The sequence below is a fragment of the Streptomyces sp. NRRL S-31 genome (genome assembly GCF_000718775.1).
Classification (GTDB): Bacteria; Actinomycetota; Actinomycetes; order Streptomycetales; family Streptomycetaceae; genus Streptomyces.
This window is the reverse complement of sequence record NZ_JOCB01000020.1, coordinates 46,944-67,201: the sequence shown is the minus strand read 5'-3', so window position 1 is coordinate 67,201 and position 20,258 is coordinate 46,944. Positions and strand designations below refer to the sequence as shown.

Annotated in this window: 1 protein-coding gene; it reads right to left on the bottom strand. The window is 77.0% G+C overall.

Going from position 1 to position 20,258, the window contains the following annotated elements:
- Positions 1-70 precede the first annotated feature (70 nt).
- The gene (locus tag IF37_RS0110895; RefSeq protein WP_253915727.1) at positions 71-20,251 is read right to left on the bottom strand and encodes a non-ribosomal peptide synthase/polyketide synthase; all 20,181 of its coding nucleotides are present in this window, start codon (positions 20,249-20,251) and stop codon (positions 71-73) included.
- Positions 20,252-20,258 lie beyond the last annotated feature (7 nt).

The following is a 20,258-nucleotide window of genomic DNA, read 5'->3' as shown; positions in this document are numbered from 1 at the left end:
GGGGCGCGGGGCGCGCGAGGGCCGTGCCGGGCGGTCCGCCGGGGCGGTGCCTCGCGGGGCCGGGGTGTGGTCACCGGCCTCCCCGGGCGTGCCGGGCGAGGTGGCGCAGGGCTTCGGCGAACTCCTCGGCCACCCGGCGCACGGTCTCCGTGTCGTGCAAGCCCGGCCGGTGGTGCCAGGTGAAGGCGAGCCGGCCGTGCTGCACCGCGCCGACCACCTCCACCGGATGCGAGCCGGGGTCCCGCGGGTCGTGGTCCTGCCCGAAGGAGCCGTGTTCGACGCGGACCAGGCCGCCGTCCGGGGTCTCGGGGCGGGCGTCCCACTGGCCGAGGTAGTTGAACACCACCTGGCTGTGGGCCCGGGTGCCGAGGCGTTCGCGGACCTCGGCCGGGCCGAACGTGCGCAGGGCGCCGTAGCCGATGCCGTTGCCGGGTACGGCCCGCAGCTGGCGGCGCACCGACTTCACCAGGGACCGCCAGTCGCGGTCCGGGCCGAGGTCGCCGGGGTCGGGCACCCGGACGGCGACCGGGTAGACGGTGGTGAACCAGCCGACGGTGCGCGAGAGGTCGACTCCGTCGAGGAGGTCCTCGCGTCCATGGCCCTCCAGGTCCACGCGGACCCGGTCGCGTCCGGTCCACCGGGCCAGCGCCACGGTGAGGGCGGCGAGGAGCACGTCGTTGACGCGGGTGCGGTAGGCGGTGGGCGCGGAGCGCAGCAGGGCGGTGGTGTCGTCCTCGTCGAGTTCCACGCTCACCGTGGCGGCCGGTCCGGCCTCGGCGGCGGGGTGCGGGCCCGGGTCGGGGTCCGCCGGGGCGGCGGGTTCGGTGCCCACCGCCTGCTCCCAGTGGGGCAGTTCGTGGTCGAGGCCGCCCTCGGCGACGTGCGCGGCCAGGCGCCGGGACCACTCGCGGAAGCTGGTGCCGCGCTCCCCCAGTGTGACCGGGCCGCCCTGGCGGGCCTGCCGGTAGCCGGTCTCCAGGTCGTCGCGCAGGATGCGCCAGGAGACGGCGTCCACCACCAGGTGGTGGGCGACGAGCAGCAGGAACGCGGGCCGCCCCGGGTCCCCGGTGAACAGGGCCGCCCGCAGCTTCGGGCCCCCGGCCAGGTCGAAGCCCGCGTGCAGCGCGTCGGCGGCCTTCGCCATGGCCGCGTCGGCCTCCTCGGCGTTCAGTCCGGTCAGGTCGTGCCGGACGAGGAGGTCGTGGCCGGTGCCGGGCGGCGGGTTGAACTGCCGCCAGCCGTGCTCGTCCCGGGTGAACCGCATGCGCAGGGCGTCGTGGTGCTCCAGCAGGGCGTCGAGCGCGGCGCGCAGCGCGCGCGGGTCGGGGCGGCCGTCGAGTTCCAGCAGCGCGGACTGGTTGAAGTGGTGGTGGGCCGCGCGGGGGGTGGTGAGGAACCACTCCTGGATCGGGGTGAGCGGCACCTCGCCGGTGACCGGGCCGTCGGCGGCCCGCCGGGGCGCGGCGCGGACCACGGTGGCGAGTTCGGCGACGCTCTGGTGGGTGAACAGGTCCCGGGTGGCCACGTGCAGGCCGTCGCGGCGCAGCCGTGAGACGACCTGCATGCTCAGGATGGAGTCGCCGCCGAGCGCGAAGAAGTTGTCGTCGGCGCCGACCTCCTCGATGCCGAGCACATCGGCCCAGATGCGGGCGATACGGCGTTCGGTGTCGGTGCGCGGCGCGGTCCGCGGTCCGTCCGGCGCCTGGGCGGGCCCGGGCGCGGGCAGGGCCCGCCGGTCGAGCTTGCCGTTCGGGGTGAGCGGCAGCCGGTCGAGCGGCACGAAGACCGAGGGCACCATGTGCGGGGGCAGCAGCCCGGCCAGGTGCAGCCGCAGCTCGCCGACGGACAGCGCGGTGCCGGACGGGGCGGTGCCGGACGGGGCGGCGTCCGGGGACTCGGTGTCCGTGGACGCCGTGCCCGGCTGCCGCGCCGGTACGACGTAGGCGACCAGCCGGGCCGGGGCGCCGGACGAGCCCCGGGCGGCGGACCCGTCCTGGGTGCCGGGCGTCTCCTGGCCGCCGGGTGTCTCCTGGGCGCGTACGACGACCACCGCGTCCCGCACCAGCGGGCTGCGGCGCAGCGCGCTCTCGATCTCGCCGGGCTCGATGCGGAAGCCGCGCAGCTTGACCTGGTCGTCGGCGCGGCCGGCGAACCGGAGCCGGCCGTCCGCGGTCCAGCGCACCAGGTCCCCGGTGCGGTACATCCGCTCCCCCGGCGCGCCGAACGGGTCGGGCAGGAACCGCTGGGCGGTGAGTCCGGGCCGGCCCAGGTAGCCGCGGGCGAGGCCCGGCCCGGCGATGTACAGCTCGCCGGTCACACCGGGCGGCACCGGGCGCAGGGCGGCGTCCAGCACGTGCACGCGGGTGCCGCCGGAGGGGCGGCCGATGGGCGGGGCGCCGGTGCCGGGGGCCAGCGGGCCGGTCCAGGTGGCGACCACCGTGGCCTCGGTCGGCCCGTAGGAGTTGATCATCCGGCGGCCGGGGGCCCAGGTGTCGACCAGGTCGGCCGGGCATGCCTCGGCGCCCACGATGAGGGTGCGCAGCCCGGGCAGCGCGGCGGCGGCCTCCGGCGGGACGGTGGCCAGCGCCGCCGGGGGGATCAGCGCGTGGCTGATCCGCCGTCCGGCGAGCACCTCCGCCAGCCGTTCCCCGACCAGCGGCCCCTCCTCGCCGGTCACCAGCGCGGCCCCGCTGAGCAGGGAGACGCACAGTTCCAGCACGGAGGCGTCGAAGCTCGGGGAGGCGAACTGGAGCACCCGGTCGCCGGGGCCCGCCGCGTACCGCTCGGCGGCCGCCGCGGCGAAGGAGGCGAGGCCCCGGTGGGTGACCACGACGCCCTTGGGGGTGCCGGTGGAGCCGGAGGTGTAGATGACGTAGGCGGGGTGGCCGGGGGTGAGCGCGGTGCCGCGGTCGGCGTCCGTGGGGGCCGTCTCCGGTCCGTCGGCGGACCACACCGCGGCCGGGTCGCCGAGGACCAGGTGGGCGCCGGCGTCCCGGATCATGAACTCCCGGCGCTGCGGCGGGTAGTCGGGGTCCACGGGCAGGAAGGCGCCGCCGGCCTTGGCGACGGCGAGCTGGGCGACCACGGTGGCCGCCGAGCGGGGCAGCGCGAGGGCCACCACGCGCTCGGGTCCGACGCCGTCCCCGAGGAGCCGGTGGGCCAGCCGGTTGGCGGCCCGGTCGACCTCCGCGTAGGTCAGCTCCCGGTCCTCGTCGATCAGCGCGACGGCGTCCGGGGTACGGGCCGCCCGCGCTTCGAACAGGGCGGGCAGGGTGGTCTCGGGCACCGGGCGGAAGCCGCCGCGGCCCTGGTCCAGCAGGGTCTTCAGCTCGTCGTCGGAGGTCAGCGGCAGCGCGCCGAGGGCGCGGCCGGGGTCCTCGGCGACAGCGTGCAGCAGGGTGCCGAGCTGTCCGGCCATCCGTTCGGCGGTGGCCGCGTCGAACAGGTCGGTGTTGTAGGTGAGCAGGCCGTGCAGGGCTCCGGAGCCGGTCGCGGCGAACTCCAGGGTGAGGTCGAACGCGGCCTGGTCCGACTCCGGTTCGACGTCGGTGACGTCCAGGCCGGGCAGGTCGAGCGCGGCGGCCGGGGTGTTCTGGAGGACGACCATGACCTGGAAGAGCGGGCTGCGGCTGGTGTCGCGGACGGGCTGGACCTCGTCCACGACCCGTTCGAACGGCACGTCCTGGTGGGCGAAGGCGTCGAGGACGGTCTGCCGTACGTCGTCGAGGAACCCGGTGAACGGCCGTCGGGCCTCGGCGCGGGAGCGCAGCACCAGGGTGTTGACGAAGAACCCGACGAGGGCCTGGGTCTCGGGCCGGTCGCGGCCGGAGGTGACGGTGCCGACGGCGATGTCCTCGGCGCCGGTGAGCCGGGCGAGGTAGGCCTGGGCGGCGGCGACGAGCGTGGTGAACAGGGTGGTGCCGTGGTCCCGGGCGAGCCGGGTGAGCCGCCGGGCGGTCGGGGCGGGCACCACCAGCCGGGTGGTCGCCCCTGCGCTGGTGCGCACCGGCGGCCGGGGGCGGTCGGTGGGCAGTTCCAGCGGCGCGAGACCGGCCAGCCGCTCCTTCCAGTGGGCGAGGTGCTCGTCGGCCTCGGCGTCACCGGCCGTGCGCTGCCAGTGCGCGTAGTCGGCGTACTGCACCGGCAGCGGCGGCAGGTCCGGCCGGCCGGCTCCGAGTCCGGCGCGGTAGTGGTGGGCGAGGTCGCCGAGCAGGACGCCGGTGGACCAGCTGTCGGTGACGATGTGGTGCAGGGCGAGGGTGAGTACGTGGTCGTCCTCGGCGCACCGGACCAGCGCGGCCCGCAGCAGCGGTCCCTCGCGCAGGTCGAAGGGGCGGGTGCGCTCCTCGGCGAGCAGCCGGCGCAGTTCCCGCTCCGCTTCCGCGCCGTCGAGCCCGGTCAGGTCGTGCACGGGCAGCGGCACCTCCCGCGGCGGGTGGACGCGCTGGATGCCGTGGCCGTCGACGCTGTCGAAGGTGGTGCGCAGCGACTCGTGCCGGGCCACCACGGCGTCGAGGGCCGCGCGGAGCGCGCCGGTGTCCAGCCGGCCGCGCAGCCGCAGGGCGAGCGCGGTGACGTACTCGGCGCCGCCCGGCTCGAACTCGTGGAGGAACCACAGGCGTTGCTGGGCGTGGGACATCGGGGCGACCGCGTCGCGGGCGGCCGGGACGAGCGCCGGGCGGCCGGAGCCCCGCCGGTCGCCGAGCAGCCGGGCCAGGGCGGCCGGTGTGGGGTGGCCGAACACGGCGCGCGGGGTGAGGTCGGTGTCGAAGGTCTCGGCGAGCCGGGAGGCGAGCCGGATGCTGAGGATCGAGTCGCCGCCGAGCTGGAAGAAGTCGTCCTCCACGCCGGGGGGTTCGCTGCCCAGCACCTCCGCGAAGACGGCCGCCGTGCGGCGTTCGGCGTCGGTGCGGGGCTCGACCCGGGCACGGCCCGCAAGGGCCTCCGGCGCGGGCAGGGCGGCGCGGTCGACCTTGCCGTTGCGGCTGAGCGGGAGCACGGTGAGCGGGACGACGGCGGCGGGGACGAGGTAGTCGGGCAGGGTACGGGCGGCGAAGGCCCGCAGGCCCTCGGCGTCCTGGGCGGCCGGTCCGACGACGTAGGCCACGAGGCGTTTGGCGCCCGGCCGGTCCTCGCGGGCCAGTACGGCCACGTCCGCCACGTCCGGGTGGGCGGCGAGCGCGGCCTCCACCTCGCCGGGCTCCACCCGGAAGCCCCGGATCTTCACCTGGTCGTCGGCGCGGCCGAGGAACTCGACGGTGCCGTCCGGCCGCCGCCGGGCCAGGTCGCCCGTGCGGTACATGCGGGCGCCGGGCGGGCCGAGGGGGTCGGCGGGGAAGCGCGCGGCGGTGTCGCCGGGGCGGCCCAGGTAGCCGCGGGCGACGCCCTCGCCGGCCAGGTACAGCTCGCCCGCGCAGCCCGGCGGCACGGGGCGCAGCCGGGCGTCGAGGACGTGCACCCGCATGTCGTCCAGCGGCCGGCCGACCGGGATCGTGCCGGGTACCGCCGCCGGGTCGGTGAGGGCGTGGGAGGTGGCGAAGGTGGTGGTCTCGGTGGGTCCGTAGCCGTCCACGACGGTCAGTCCGGGGCAGGCGGCCAGCACCCGGCGCACGGCCTGGGCCGGTACGACGTCGCCGCCGGTCCACACCTGGGTGAGGCCCCGGAAGCAGTCGGGGGCGTCCTGGGCGAGCAGTCGGAACAGTCCGGCGGTGAGCCACAGCGCGGTCAGCCCGCCGCCGTCGGCCAGCCGGCGCAGCCCGGCCGCGTCGACGCCCCCGTCCGGGGCCACGACCACGCAGCCGCCGTTGAGCAGCGGCGCCCAGACCTCGAAGGTGGCGGCGTCGAAGGCGACCGGCGAGTGCAGCAGCACCCGGTCGCACACGCCGCCGGTGAACCGGCTGTCGGTGGCCAGCGCCGCCACGTCCCGGTGCCGCACCGCGACCGCCTTGGGCAGCCCGGTGGAGCCGGAGGTGAACATGACGTACGCCAGCCGGTCGGGGTCGGCGGCCGGCACCGGCCGCTCGGCGGCGGTGCCGCGGGCGGCGGTCACCTCGGCGGCGGTGAGCCGGACGGTCGCGCCCGCCTGGGCGAGCAGGGCGCGGCGGCGCTCCTCGGGGGCCCGGGGGTCGACGGGGACGTAGGCGCCGCCGGCCAGGAGGACCGCGAGCTGGGCGACGACCAGTTCGGCGGAGCGGTCCATCAGCAGCGCCACCCGGTCCTCGGGGGCCAGTCCGCCGGCCAGCAGGCGGGCGGCCAGGGCGTGTGCCCAGTCGCTCAGGTCCCGGTAGGTGAGCCGGCGGTCGCCGTCGTGCACCGCGACCGCGTCCGGGGTGCGCCGCGTCCGCTCGGCGAACAGGTCCACGGGGCTCGGCGGGGCGGCCCGGCGGGCGGTGCGGTTCCAGGCGGTGAGCAGTTCGCGGTCGGCCGGGGTGAGCAGGTCCAGGTCGGCGAGGCGGATGTCGAACCCGTCGGCGAGGGTGGTGAGCAGGGCGGCCAGCCGGTCCGCGGCGCGCTCGGCGGTGCCGGGGTCGAACAGGGCGGGGTCGTAGGCCAGGTCGAAGCCGAGCCGTTCGGCCAGGTGGGCGCGGAGGCACCAGGGGAAGGTGGTGGCGTCGTCGGCGCGCACCTCCTCGACCCGGACGCCGGTGCGGGCCGTCGCCGACTCGTCCACGGGGTAGTTCTCGAAGACCACCATGCTGTCGAAGAGCGGTTCGCCGGACGGGATGTCGCTGACGGCCTGGATGCGGGGCAGGGCGAGGAAGTCGTGGCGGCGGGCGTCGCTCTGCCGCTCCTGGAGGTCGCGCAGCCAGGGCAGCGCCGGCCCGGCGGGGATCCGGACCCTGGCCGGCACGGTGTTGATGAACATGCCGATCATGCCCTCGACGCCGGGCAGTTCGGCCGGGCGGCCGGAGACGGTGGTGCCGAACACCACGTCGTCCCGGCCGCTGGAGCGGGCCAGCAGCAGCGCCCAGGCGCCCTCCACCACGGTGTTGACGGTCAGTCCGGCGCGGGCGGCCGTCTCCCGCAGCCGGCGCGAGACCTCCGCGTCCAGTTCGTGGTGGACGGCGGCGGCCGAGCGGGCGCGGTGCGCCTCGGCGGGCGTGCGGTCGTAGGGCAGCGGGGTGCGGGCGGTGAACCCGGCGAGGGCGTCGGCCCAGTGCCGTTCGGCCGCCGTCCCGTCCTGCTCGCCCAGCCAGTGCAGGAAGTCCGCGAAGGGCCGCCGGACCGGGGGTGCCGGGTCGGGGCCGCCGGTGAGCGCGGCGTAGCGTTCGCACACCTCGGTGAGCAATTGCCCGGTGCTCCAGCCGTCCAGGACGATGTGGTGGGTGGACCACACCAGCAGCACCTCGTCGCCGGGCAGCGCGGCCAGGGTGAGCCGGGTGAGCGGCGCGGTGGTGAGGTCCAGGCCGGCCGCGCGGTCCTCGGCGAGCAGCCGTTCGGTGGCCTCGGCGCGTTCGGCGGGCGGGAGCGCGCGCCAGTCGAGGTGGGTGACGGGCAGTTCGGCACGACGGTGGACCACCTGGACCGGGTGCGGCAGGCCGTGCCAGTGGACGCTGCCGCGCAGTGCCGGGGTGCGGTCGGCGACCTGCTGCCAGGCGGCGGCGAAGGCGCGCGGGTCGGCCACCCCGGACAGTCGTACGGCGGTGCGGTCGAAGTAGGCGTGCTCGGTGTCCACGAGGCCGTGGAAGAGCATGCCGGACTGGAGCGGGGTGAGCGGCAGCACGTCCTCGACGTCCCGGCCGGTGCCGACGAGCCGGTCCAGCTGGTCCTGGCCGAGGCCGGCGAGGGGGAAGTCGGAGGGGGTCCGGCCGCCCGCGCCGGGGTCGGCGCAGTGCGCCACGATCTCCCGCAGGGCCGTGCGCATGTCCTCGGCGAGACGGCGGACGGTGTCCTGGTCGTAGACGTCGGGCGGGTAGGTCCAGCCGAGTTCGAGGCGGCCGTGCTGGACCACGCCGGTGATGTCCAGGAGGTAGGGCCGGGGTTCGTCGGGGTCGGTGTCCCGGCCGGCCGGGGGCAGCGCGCCGCGGAGCAGGCCGTCGGTGCCGCCGCCGTCCGTGTCCCAGCGGCCGTGGTAGTTGAAGCCTACCCGCGGGGCGGGGGCCCCGGCGAGCGGGCCACCGGGCACCAGGTGGCGCAGCGCGCCGTGGCTCAGGCCGTGCAGCGGCACGGCGCGCAGTTGTTCCTTGACCGAGCGGAGCGTGTCGTGCCAGCCGGCGTCGGGGTCGACGCGCAGGGCGAGCGGGAACTCGGCGGTGAACCAGCCGACGGTCCGGGACAGGTCGACGTCCGCGAACAGTTCCTCCCGGCCGTGCCCCTCCACGCCGAGCAGCACCGTGTCCCGCCCGCACCAGCGGGCCAGGGTGCGGCCGAGGGCGCTGAGCAGGACGTCGTTGACCTGGGTGCGGTAGATCTCCGGGACCTCGCGCAGCAGCGCGGCGGTCGTCTCCGGGTCGAGGGTGACGGTGAGGGTGGCGGCGGTGCCGTGGGTGTTCGGTCCGGGCCGGCCGGCGGGCAGTTCGGCCGGTGCGGTGCCGGTGCCCCGCCAGTACGGCAGGTCGGCGTCGAGGGCGCCGGCGCGGGTGTGCCGCTCCAGCCGGGCGGTCCAGTGGCCGAAGGAGGTGCCCGGGGCGGGCAGTTCGACGGGCAGTCCGGCCGCGGCCGCCCGGTGGGCGGTCTCCAGGTCGGCGAGCAGGATGCGCCAGGAGACGCCGTCGACGACCAGGTGGTGTGCGGTGACGACCAGTTGGCCGGCCCGCTCCGGTCCGCGGTCGAAGAACAGGAAGCGGACGACCCGTCCCGTGGTGGGGTCGAGGTCGGCCTGTGCCTCGTCGGTGAGCCGCTGGACCTCGTTCTCCAGCTCCGGGTCGGGCAGCGCGGCCACCTGGTGGCGGGTGAGGACGCCGTCCGGTGCCTCGGTCAGGATCTCCTGGCGCCAGCCGTCGGCGGTGCGGCGGAACCGGGTGCGCAGGGCGGCGTGCCGGCGCACCAGGGCGTCGGCGGCGGCCCGGAGCGCCCGGGCGTCGGTGCCGGGGGCGAGTTCCAGGCGCTGGGTCATGGTGAACCGCAGCCGCTGCCCCGGCTCGCGGCCGTCCAGGTACCAGTGCTGGATCGGGCTGAGCGGCGCCTCGGCCGGTTCCCCGGCGTCGGGCCGCCGCGGGGCCGACTCGGTGGCGCGCAGGGCGAGTTCGGCGACCGTCTGGTGGCGGAAGACGTCCTTGGTGGTGAGGGCGAGTCCGGTCTGCCGGGCGCGGGAGACGATCTGGATGCTCAGGATGGAGTCGCCGCCGAGCGTGAAGAAGTTGTCGCGGGCGCCGACGCGTTCGACGCCGAGCACGTCCGCCCAGATCGCCGCCAGGCGTTCCTCCGTGCCGGGCCGGGGGGCGACGTAGGGGGTGGCGCTGTCGGGCTGCGCGGGTGGCGCGGGCAGGGCCCGCCGGTCGGTCTTGCCGCTGGTGGTGCGGGGGATGCGGGCGAGCGGGACGAAGGCGGCGGGCACCATGTGGTCGGGCAGGGTGCGGCGCAGCGCGAGGCGCAGGGCGTCGGCGGACGGGACGCGTCCGGCGGCGGGCACCACATAGCCGACGAGCATGAGGCGGCCGGCGTGTTCCCGGGCGGCGACCGCGGCGTCGGTGACGTCCGGGTGCTCCAGGAGGGCGGCCTCCACCTCGCCGGGTTCGACGCGGAACCCGCGGATCTTGACCTGCTCGTCCACCCGGCCCAGGAACTCCAGCCGTCCGTCCCGGTCCCAGCGGGCCCGGTCGCCGGTGCGGTACATGCGCTCCCCCGGTGCCCCGAACGGGTCGGCGAGGAAGCGGGCGGCGGTGAGGCCGGGCCGGTTCAGATAGCCGCGGGCGACCTGGGCGCCGGCCAGGTACAGCTCGCCGGGGGTCCCGGGCGGCACCGGGCGCAGGGCGCCGTCGAGCACGTGGGCGCGCAGGTTGCCGCCGGGGCGGCCGATGACCGGGCGGTCGGGCCGGTCGGCCGAGCGGCCGTAGACGGCGTCGACGGTGGTCTCGGTGGGTCCGTACATGTTGTAAACCGCCACGCCCTGTTCCCGTTCGGCGCGCAGCAGTTCGCGCCAGCCGGCCGGGGTGACGGCCTCGCCGCCGACGAGCAGCAGGCGCGGGTGGTGGCGGCCGGGCGCGAGCAGGCCGGCGGCGGTCAGTTCGCGCAGGAAGGTCGGGGTGACGTTGACCAGGTCGAGGCGGTCCGCGACGACCTGGTCGCAGAACGCCCGCGGGTCCAGGCGCACGTCCTCGTCGACGAGGTGGACCTCGTGGCCGAGGGCGAGGAGCAGCGGTCCTTCCCAGGAGGTGTCGAAGGAGAAAGAGGCGCTGAGCGCGGCGCGCAGCCGCCGTCCGCCGGCGGTGTGCGGGGCGAGCAGGTGCGTGCGGTGGTCGTGGCAGAGGTTGACCAGGTTCCGGTGTTCGACGGCGACGCCCTTGGGGCGGCCGGTGGAGCCGGAGGTGTAGACGAGGTAGGCGGTGTGCGAGGGCAGCAGCGGCCGGAGCCGGTCGGCGTCGGTCGGGTCGTGGGCGGGCAGCCGGTCCCAGGGCACCGCGTCCAGGTCGGTCAGCAGGGTGTGCGGGCGGGCGTCGGAGAGCAGGAACTCCTGGCGTTCGGCGGGGAGCCCGGGGTCGAGGCAGAGCAGGGTGGCGCCCGCCTTGAGGACCGCGAGCAGCGCCACCACCAGCTCGGAGGTGCGCGGCAGCCGGACGGCGACCACCTGTTCGGGGCCGGCGCCCCGGGCGATGAGGTGGTGGGCGAGCCGGTTGGCGCGCTCGTTCAGCGCGGCGAAGTCCAGGGTGGTGTCGCGGGCGGCCAGGGCGGTGTCCCGCGGGGTGCGGGCGGCCTGGGCCTCGAACAGGGCGGGGAAGGTGGTCTCCGGTTCGGGCAGCCGGGCGCCCTGTCCCTGGCGGAGCACCCGGTCGCGTTCCTCGTCGGTCATCAGCGGCAGCCGGCCGACGGCCTGTCCGGGGTCCTCGGCTGCGGCCTCCAGCAGGACGCGCAGCCGGGCGGCGAGGCGTTCGGCGGTGTCGGTGTCGAAGAGGCCGGTGTTGTACTCCAGGTGTCCGGTGAGGCCGTCGTCGCCGGTGACGAAGTCGAAGGCGAGGTCGAAGGCGGCGGTGCGGACCGGCGGGGTCACCGGCTCCGCCGCCAGGCCGGGCAGCCGGGGTGGCTCGGCGCCGAGGTTGTGCAGGGCGACCATCACCTGGAACAGCGGGGTGCGGCTGGTGTCCCGCTCGGGCTGGAGGGCGTCCACCACGCGTTCGAAGGGCACCTCCTGGTGGGCGAACGCGTCCAGGACGGTGCCGCGCACCTCGGTGAGCAGCTCGCGGAAGGTCAGCTCGGGCCCGACCCGGCCGCGCAGCACCAGGGTGTTGACGAACATGCCGACCACGTCGTGCAGTTCGGCCCGGTCCCGGCCGGCGGTGACGGTGCCGACGGTGACGTCCTCGGTGCCCGCCCACCGGGCGAGCAGCACCTGGCAGGCCGCCACCAGGGTCATGTAGAGGGTCGCGTCGGCCTCCCCGGCGCGGTCCCGCAGCCGCTCGGTGAGCGCGGCGGGCAGGGTGAACGTCACCAGGGCGCCGTCGCGGGTGCGGACGGCGGGGCGCGGCCGGTCGGTGGGCAGCTCCAGCGGGGTGACGCCGTCCAGGGTCCGGCGCCAGTAGGCGAGTTCGGCCTCGGCGCGGTCGGCGCGGGAGCGCTGCCAGGCCGCGTGGTCGCGGTAGCTGACGGGCAGTGCGGGCAGTTCGGGGCGGCGCCGCGCCAGGGCCGCCGCGTACAGCTCGCCGAGGTCCCGGCCCAGCACGCCGACGGACCAGCCGTCGGTGACGATGTGGTGCACGGCCAGGACGAGGACGTGCTCGTCGGCGGCGAGCCGCGCCAGGCGGGCCCGCAGCAGGGGGCCGGTGGTCAGGTCGAAGGGGGTGGCGGCCTCCCGGTCCAGCAGGCCGTCCAGGGCGGCGGCGTCCGCGAGGTCCGTCACGGGCAGGTCCACCGGGCGGGGCGGGTGGACGATCTGCCGGGCCTGGCCGTCGTGTTCGGCGAACGTGGTGCGCAGTGCCTCGTGCCGGGCGACCAGGCCGTCCAGGGCCGTGCGCAGGGCGGCGGTGTCGAGCGGTCCGCGCAGCCGCACCGCGGACAGGGTGGTGTACTCGGTGCTGCCCGGCTCGAACCGGTCGAGGAACCACAGGCGTTGCTGGGCGTACGACAGCGGCGCCGGGGCGTCCGGGTCGGTGGCCGGGATGGTGTCGGCGCCGTCCCCGGCGCGCGGCTCGCCCAGCGCGGCGGCGAGGCCGGCGAGCGTGGAGTGGGTGAACAGCAGCCGGGGTGAGACGTCCGTGCCGAAGGCGGCGCGCAGCCGGGAGGTGACGCGTACGGCGAGGATGGAGTCGCCGCCGAGGGCGAAGAAGTCGTCGTCGACGCCGACCTCGTCGGTGTCCAGTACGTCCGTCCAGGCGGCGGCGACCAGGTGTTCGGCCGGGGTGCGCGGCGGAGTGCGCGTGCCGTCGGCGGCGAAGCCGTCGGGGCCGGGCGCGGGCAGGGCGCGCCGGTCGAGCTTGCCGTTGACGGTGAGCGGCAGCGCGGCCATCGGCACGTAGGCGGCCGGCACCATGTGCGCGGGCAGCAGTCCTTCGAGGTGGGCGCGGAGTTCGGCGGCGGACGGGGGCTCGGCGGCGCCGGTGCCGACGACGTGGGCGACGAGCCGGCGGGTCCCGGCGGTGTCCTCGTAGACGCCCACGGTGGCCGCGCCGACGCCCGGGTGGCCGTGCAGGGCGGCCTCGATCTCGCCGGGTTCGATGCGGTAGCCGCGGATCTTCACCTGCTGGTCGGCGCGGCCCAGGTACTCCAGGGTGCCGTCGGCCCGCCACCGGGCCCGGTCCCCGGTGCGGTACATGCGGGTGCCGGGCCGGCCGAAGGGGTCGGCGGGGAAGCGGGCGGCGGTGAGGCCGGGCCGGTTCAGATAGCCGCGCGCCAGGCCCTCGCCGGCCACGAACAGTTCGCCGACGGCGCCCGGCGGTACCGGCTTCAGGGTGTCGTCGAGGACGTAGAGCCGCAGGTCGGGGATGCCGGTGCCGATGGGGCTCGCGGCGGCCGGGCGGGCGGTGGAGCGGTCCAGCCCGGCGTGGGTGACGTGCACGGTGGTCTCGGTGATGCCGTACATGTTCACCAGGCGGGGCGCGGTGTCGGGGTGGCGGGCGTACCAGTCGGCGAGCCTGCCCACGTCCAGCGCCTCGCCGCCGAAGATCACCGTGCGCAGCGCCAGCCGGTCGCCGACGTCCCGCAGTTCGGCGTCCGCCCGGATCAGCGGGTAGAACGCGGACGGGGTCTGGTTGAGGACGGTGACCCGCTCGTCGGCGAGCAGGCGCAGGAAGTCCTCCGGGGAGCGGGCGGTGTCCTCGGGGACGATGACGAGCCGTCCGCCGTGCAGCAGCGGTCCCCACAGCTCCCACACCGAGAAGTCGAAGGCGTAGGAGTGGAACAGCGTCCACACGTCGTCGGGTCCGAAGCCGAACCAGTGCCGGGTGCGGGTGAACAGCCGGACCACGTTGGCGTGCGGGACGACGACGCCCTTGGGGCGGCCGGTGGAGCCGGAGGTGAAGATGGCGTAGGCGGGGCTGTCGGGCAGGGCGCGCCGGGGCGGGCCGGCGGCCGGGCGGCGGGCCAGGTCGGCGCGCACGTCCGGGTCGTCCAGCAGCAGCCGGGGCACCTCCGGGCCGGACTCGGTCCGCCGGGTGGTGACCAGCGCGACCGGTCCCGCGTCGGCGAGCAGGTGCCGGATCCGCTCCGCGGGCAGCCCGGGGTCGATGGGCAGGTAGGCGGCGCCGGCCTTGAGGACGGCGAGGACGGCGACGACGAGGTCGGCGGAGCGGGGCAGCGCGAGGGCGACGAACGTCTCGGGTCCGGCGCCGAGTTCGGCGAGCCGGTGCGCGAGGCGGCCCGCCCGCGCGTCCAGGGTGGCGTAGTCGAGCCGTTCGGCGCCGCAGGTGACGGCCTCGGCGCCGGGGGTGCGGGCGGCCTGGGCGGCGAACAGGGCGTCCAGGGTGTCGGCGGGCCGGCCCCGCTCGGTGCCGTTCCAGTCGGTCAGCATCCGCCGCCGCTCCTCGGCGGTGGTCCAGGCGAGGTCGCGCACGGGCCGGTGCGGGTCGTCGGCCAGCTCGGTGAGGAGCAGGCACAGCCGGCCGGCGAGGTCGCGCACGGTCGCGGCGTCGAACAGCTCCGGGTCGTAGGCGAGGTCGAAGCCGAACCGCTCGCCCTGGAACGCCCGCAGCACGAGCGGGTAGTTGGTGGCGTCGCGGGAGGAGACGTCCGCCAGGCGCAGCCCCGTCACGGCCGAACGCGCCTCGTCGAAGGGGTAGTTCTCGAAGGCCACCATGCTGTCGAACAGCGGGCTGCCGGCCGGCACGTCGCTCAGCGAGGTCAGTTCGGCGAGGGACACCGCCGCGTACCGGCGTGCCCACGCCTGCTCCTCCTGGAGCCGGGCGAGCCAGGCGGCGGCGGTCCGGCCGCCGTCGACGCGGACGCGGGTGGGCAGGGTGTTGATGAACATGCCCACCATGGACTCGGCGCCGGGCAGGTCGTCGGGACGGCCGGAGACGGTGGTCCCGAACAGCACGTCCGGCTCGGCGCTGTAGCGGGACAGCAGCAGCGCCCAGGCGCCCTGCACCACGGTGCCGAGGGTGAGCCCGGCCGCCCGGGCGGTGCGGGCCAGCCGCGCGGAGACCTCGTCGGACAGCCCGGCCGTGTGCACGCCCGCGGACCGGGTCTCGTGCCCGGGGCGCCGGACGCGGTCGACGGGCAGCGGGGTGGGGGTGGCGAACCCGTCGAGGACGGCCCGCCAGTGCGCGTGCGCGGCGTCGGAGTCCTGGCCGGCCAGCCAGCGCACGTAATCGCCGAACGGCCGGCGTGCCGGGGGCCGGGGCGCGGTGCCGGCGGTGAGCGCCGCGTACTCCTCGAACACGTCGGTGAGCACCTGGGCGAGGCTCCAGCCGTCCAGGATCAGGTGGTGGGAGGTCCACAGCAGGTGCAACCGGGCGTCGGGGAGCCGGACCAGGGTGAGCCGCATCAGGGGTGCCGTGCCGAGGTCGAGGCCGCGTGCGAGGTCGTCGGCGCGCAGCCGGTCCAGCCGTTCGGCCCGTTCCGCCGGGTCGAGTTCGCGCCAGTCCGCGTGGGTGACGGGCACGGTGACGTGGCGGTGCACGACCTGGAGCGGCACCGGCACGCCCTCCCAGACCACCGAGGTGCGCAGGGCGGGGGTGCGGTCGGTGACCCGCTGCCAGGCGAGGGCGAGGGCGTCGGGGTCGGTGACCCCGTCCAGCAGCAGCGCGGCCTGGTCGACGTACACGTCGTCCGGTCCGCCGACCAGCCGGTGGAAGAGCATGCCCTCCTGGAGCGGGGTGAGCGGCAGCAGGTCCTCGACGTCCCGGCCGTCGCCGGCCAGGCGGTCCACCCCGGCCTGGTCCAGCCGGGCCAGCGGGAAGTCGGAGGGGGTGCGGCCGCCCGCGCCGGGGCGGGCGCAGTGCTCGGCGATGGCGGCCAGCGCCCGCACCATGCCCGCGGCCAGCTCCCGTACGGTGTCCTCCCGGTGCACCTGGTCGCTGTAGTGCCAGGTGATCTCCAGCTCGCCGTCGGCCACCAGGGCGGACACGTCGAGCAGGTGGTCCAGCGGGGCGGCGGGGTCCGTGTCCCGGCCGGGTACGTCGGCGACCGGGGCGAAGTCCCCGCCGCCGGGCGCCTCCCACTGCCCGTGGTAGGTGAAGCACACCTGGGGCAGCGGCGGTCCGCCGAGGGCGCGGGCCTGGGGCCGGGGCGAGCCGAGGTGCCCGAGAGCCTGGTAGCCCAGGCCGCGCCGGGGCACGGCCCGCAGCCGTTCCTTGACGGACTTGAGGGTGGCGCCCCAGTCCTCCGGGCCCGCCGGGGTCAGGGTGACCGGGTACTGGGTGGTGAACCAGCCGACCGTGCGGGACAGGTCGGCGCCCTCGGCCAGGTCCTCCTCCCGGCCGTGGCCCTCCAGCGCGACGGTCACCCGGTCGGCGCCCGTCCAGTCGGCCAGCACCCGGCCGAGCGCGCTCAGCAGCACGTCGTTGACCTGGGTGCGGTACGCGGCCGGCACCCGGCGCAGCAGCGCCCCGGTGGTGTCCCGGTCCACCCGGGTGCGCACGGTGCGCACGGTCCCGGCGAGCGGGGTGCCGGGGAGGTCGACGGGGAGCGGGGTGCGCGGCAGGGCGGCCTCCCGCGTCCAGTAGGGCTCGTCGTCGTCGAGGTCGCCGGCCCGGACCCGTTCGGCCAGGGCACGGGCCCAGTCGGCGAACGGGGTGTGTTCGGGCTCCGGCCGGGGCTCCTCGCCGGCCGCCGCCTGCCGGTAGGCCGTCTCCAGGCCGGCGAGCAGGATGCGCCAGGAGACGCTGTCGACGGCGAGGTGGTGGGCGGTGAGGAACAGGCGCGGGCGTTCCCCGCCGGTCAGCAGGGCCGCGCGCAGCAGGGCGCCGGTGCCCGGGTCCAGGGCCGCGCGGGCGGCGCTGGCGGCCTCGGCGGGCGGGGTGTCGGCGCCGTACCGGGTCAGCAGCCCGCCGGCCGGGCCGGTGCCGGGGTGCTGCCGCCAGGTGCCGTCGGTGCGGGTGAAGCGGGTGCGCAGGGCCGGGTGGCGGGCCACCACGGCGTCCAGCGCCCGTTCCAGGGCCCGCTCGTCGAGGTCGTACGGCAGGTCGAGCAGCATCGACATGCTGAAGTGCCGCAGCGGCCCGTGGGTGGCGAGGAACCACTCCTGGACGGCACCGAGCGGGGCGGGCCCGTCCCGGTGCGGGCGCCGGGGGGCGGGTACGGCGGCGGTGCGGCGGGACGCGGCGGCGGCCAGGTCGGCGATCGTCTGGTGCCGGAAGACGTCCTGGGAGCCGATGCGCAGGCCCGCGGCGCGGGCCCGGGAGACGGCCTGGATGCTCAGGATCGAGTCGCCGCCCAGCTCGAAGAAGTTGTCCGTGACACCCACCCGGGCCACCCCGAGCACCTCGGCCCAGATGCCGGCCAGGGTCTCCTCGTCGGGGGTGCGCGGGGCGGTGAACTCCCGTTCGTCCGCGGTGTTCCCGGGCTCCGGCAGGGCGCGGCGGTCCAGCTTGCCGTTGGAGGTCAGCGGCAGCGCGTCCAGCGTGGTGTACGAGGAGGGGACGAGGGCGTCGGGCAGCACGCGGAGCAGGGCCGCGCGCAGGTCGGCGGGGGCCGGCCGGGGTGCGCCGGGCACGGGGACGACGTACGCGGCGAGCCGGGTGTGGCCGTGCCGGTCGGGGACGGCGACGACCGCGGCGGCGGTGACGTCGGGCAGCGCGAGCAGGGCGGCCTCGATCTCGCCGGGCTCGACGCGGTGGCCGCGCACCTTGATCTGGTCGTCGGCGCGGCCCAGGTAGTCGAGGCGGCCGTCGGCGGTCCAGCGGGCCAGGTCGCCGGTGCGGTACATCCGCTCCCCCGGCGCCGCGAACGGGTCGGGCAGGAAGCGGGCCGCGGTCAGGCCCGGCCGGCCGGCGTAGCCCCGGGCGAGCTGCGCGCCCGCCAGGTACAGCTCGCCGCCGACGCCGGGCGGCACCGGCTGGAGCCGGGCGTCCAGCACGTAGGCGCGCACGCCCGGCAGGGGGCGGCCGACCAGCGGGCGGTCGCCGCCGTCGACGCGGCAGGACAGCGCGTCGACCGTGCATTCGGTGGGGCCGTAGAAGTTGTGGGCGGCCACGTCGGGGTGGGCGGCCAGTTCCCGCCAGAGCGCGGGGTCGATCGCCTCGCCGCCGAGCATGAGCACCCGGGGGTGGTGCCGGGGGTCGGTGAGCAGTCCGGCGGGCAGCAGCTGCCGCAGGTAGGAGGGGGTGACGTCGAGGAAGTCGATCCGGTGCTCGACGACGTACTCGACGAGGGCGGCCGGGTCCATCCGGGTGGTCTCGTCGACCAGGTGCAGCGGGTGGCCGTCGGCCAGCAGCAGCACCCCTTCGAGGGAGGTGTCGAAGGAGAACGAGGCGGTGAGCGCGACCCGCAGCGGGCCGCCGCCCGCCTCGGCGACGAAGCCGGCCCGGTGGGCGGCGAGCAGGTGGAGGGCGGAGCGGTGGGACACCACGACGCCCTTGGGGCGGCCGGTGGAACCGGAGGTGTAGATGACGTACGCGGTGTGGTCCGGGTCCAGCGGGGCGCGCCGGTCGGCGTCGGTCGGATCGGTGTCCGGGGCGGTCGCGGGCACGGCGCCGAGGGCCGCCTCGTCCAGCACCAGGGCCGGGCGGGCGTCGTCCAGCAGGAACCGGACCCGCTCCTCGGGCAGCGCCGGGTCCAGCGGGAGGTAGCCGGCGCCGGACTTCCACACGGCGAGGATCGCGACGATCATGTCGGCGGTGCGCGGCAGCCGCAGCGCGACCAGGTCCTCGGCGCCGGCGCCGAGGGCGATGAGGTGGTGGGCGAGCCGGTTGGCGCGGGCGTTGAGGGCGGCGTGGTCCAGCCGTTCGCCGTCGGCGACGAGGGCGGGGGCGTCGGGGGTGCGGGCCGCGCGGCGCTCGAACAGCTCGGGGTGGGTGGTGCCGGCCACGGGGAGCGGGGCGGGGTTCCAGTCGCGCAGGACCCGCCGGGTCTCCTCCCCGGTCAGCAGGGGCAGGGCGCCCAGCGGGCGGTCGGGGGTGGCGCAGGCGCCCTCCAGCAGGCGCAGCAGCTGTCCGGCCATCCGCTCGGCCGTGGCCGCGTCGAACAGGTCGGTGCGGTACTCCAGCAGACCGGTCAGCCCGTCCCCGTCCGGTACGAACTCGATGCTCAGGTCGAAGGTGGCGGCCTGCCGGGGCACGGTGACCGCGGTGGTGGCGAGCCCGTGCGGGGCGGTCGCGGCGGGCGGGTCGGGGTGCAGCAGGACCATCACGTCGAACAGCGGGTTGCGGCCGGCCTCGCGGGGGGCGCCCACCGCCTCCACGATCCGCTCGAACGGCGTGTCGCCGTGGGCGAAGGCGTCGCCCACCGTCTCGGCCGCCCGCCCCAGCAGATCGCGGAAGGACCCGGCGGCGTCCACCGGGGTGCGCAGCACGACGGTGTTCACGAAGAACCCGACGGTCCGTTCGAGGTCGGTGCGGGCGCGGCCGGGGGTGAGGGAGCCGACGGTGATGTCGTCCTGGCCGGACCAGCGGGCCAGCAGCGCCTGGACGGCGGCGACCAGGGCGGTGTGCAGGGTGCCGTGCCGCTCGGCGGCGAGGTCGCGCAGGCGCGTGGCGAGGCGGGCCGGGACGGCGAAGGTGTGGACGGCGCCCGCCCCCGCCTCCTCGCCGCGCCGCGGCCGGTCCAGGGGCAGCTCGGGTGCCGACGCGCCGGCCAGCCGCTCCCTCCAGTGGGCGAGCCGGCTCTCCAGGCGGGGGCCCGAGAGCTGGGCGCGCTGCCACACCGCGAAGTCCGGGTACTGCGTGGCCACCGGCGGCAGTTCCGGCGCGGCGCCCCGCGCGAGGGCGTCGTAGGCGGTGCACAGCTCGTCGAGGACCACGCCCATGGACCAGCCGTCGGTGACGATGTGGTGGGCCGTCAGCAGCAGGACGTGCGAGGCCGCCGACTCGCGCAGCAGCACGGCGCGCAGCAGGGGCCCCTGCCTGAGGTCGAAGGGGCGGGAGTACTCGGCCAGCAGCTCCGCGTCCAGGTCGCCGGCGTCCCGCACCGGCAGCGGCACCTCGCCCGCCGGGTGCACGCGCTGCGCGGGGCGGCCGTCGGTCTCCTCGAAGGTGGTGCGCAGGGCCTCGTGCCGGGCCACCACGGCGGCCAGGGCCGCGCTCAGTGCCCGGTGGTCCGGCGTGCCGGTGAGACGGACGGCCACCGCGCTGTTGTAGCGGGCGTCGCCGGGCCGCAGCCGGTCCAGGAACCACAGGCGCTGCTGCGCGAAGGACAGCGGGAGCGGGCGGTCCCGGTCGGCGCGCGGGATGCCCTGCCGGGCGGCCGGGGCGGCGCCACCGGCCCGCCCGGCGAGCCGCCGCCGCAACGCCTCCCGCAACTCCTCGGGCAGCGCCTCGGCACGATCACGCCGCGAGGGCCGAGCCGGCCGGGAGGACTGCGCGGGGGTGGCGGGCTGCGCGGAACCGGTGGGCTGCGCGGCGGAACCGGTGGGCTGCGCGGGGCCGGAAGGCTGGCCCGAGCCTGAAGGCTGGCCCGAGCCGGTGGACTGCTCGGCGGAACCGGAAGCCTGCGCGGAACCGGAGGGCCGCCCGGAGCCGGAAGGCTGCTCCGAACCGGAGGGGTGCGAAGGGGTCGAAGACGTCATGGTCGTC

Excerpts from the sequence above, each read along its gene's own strand:
- IF37_RS0110895 (WP_253915727.1), bottom strand. The coding sequence starts at position 20,251 with ATGACGTCTTCGACCCCTTCGCACCCCTCCGGTTCGGAGCAGCCTTCC.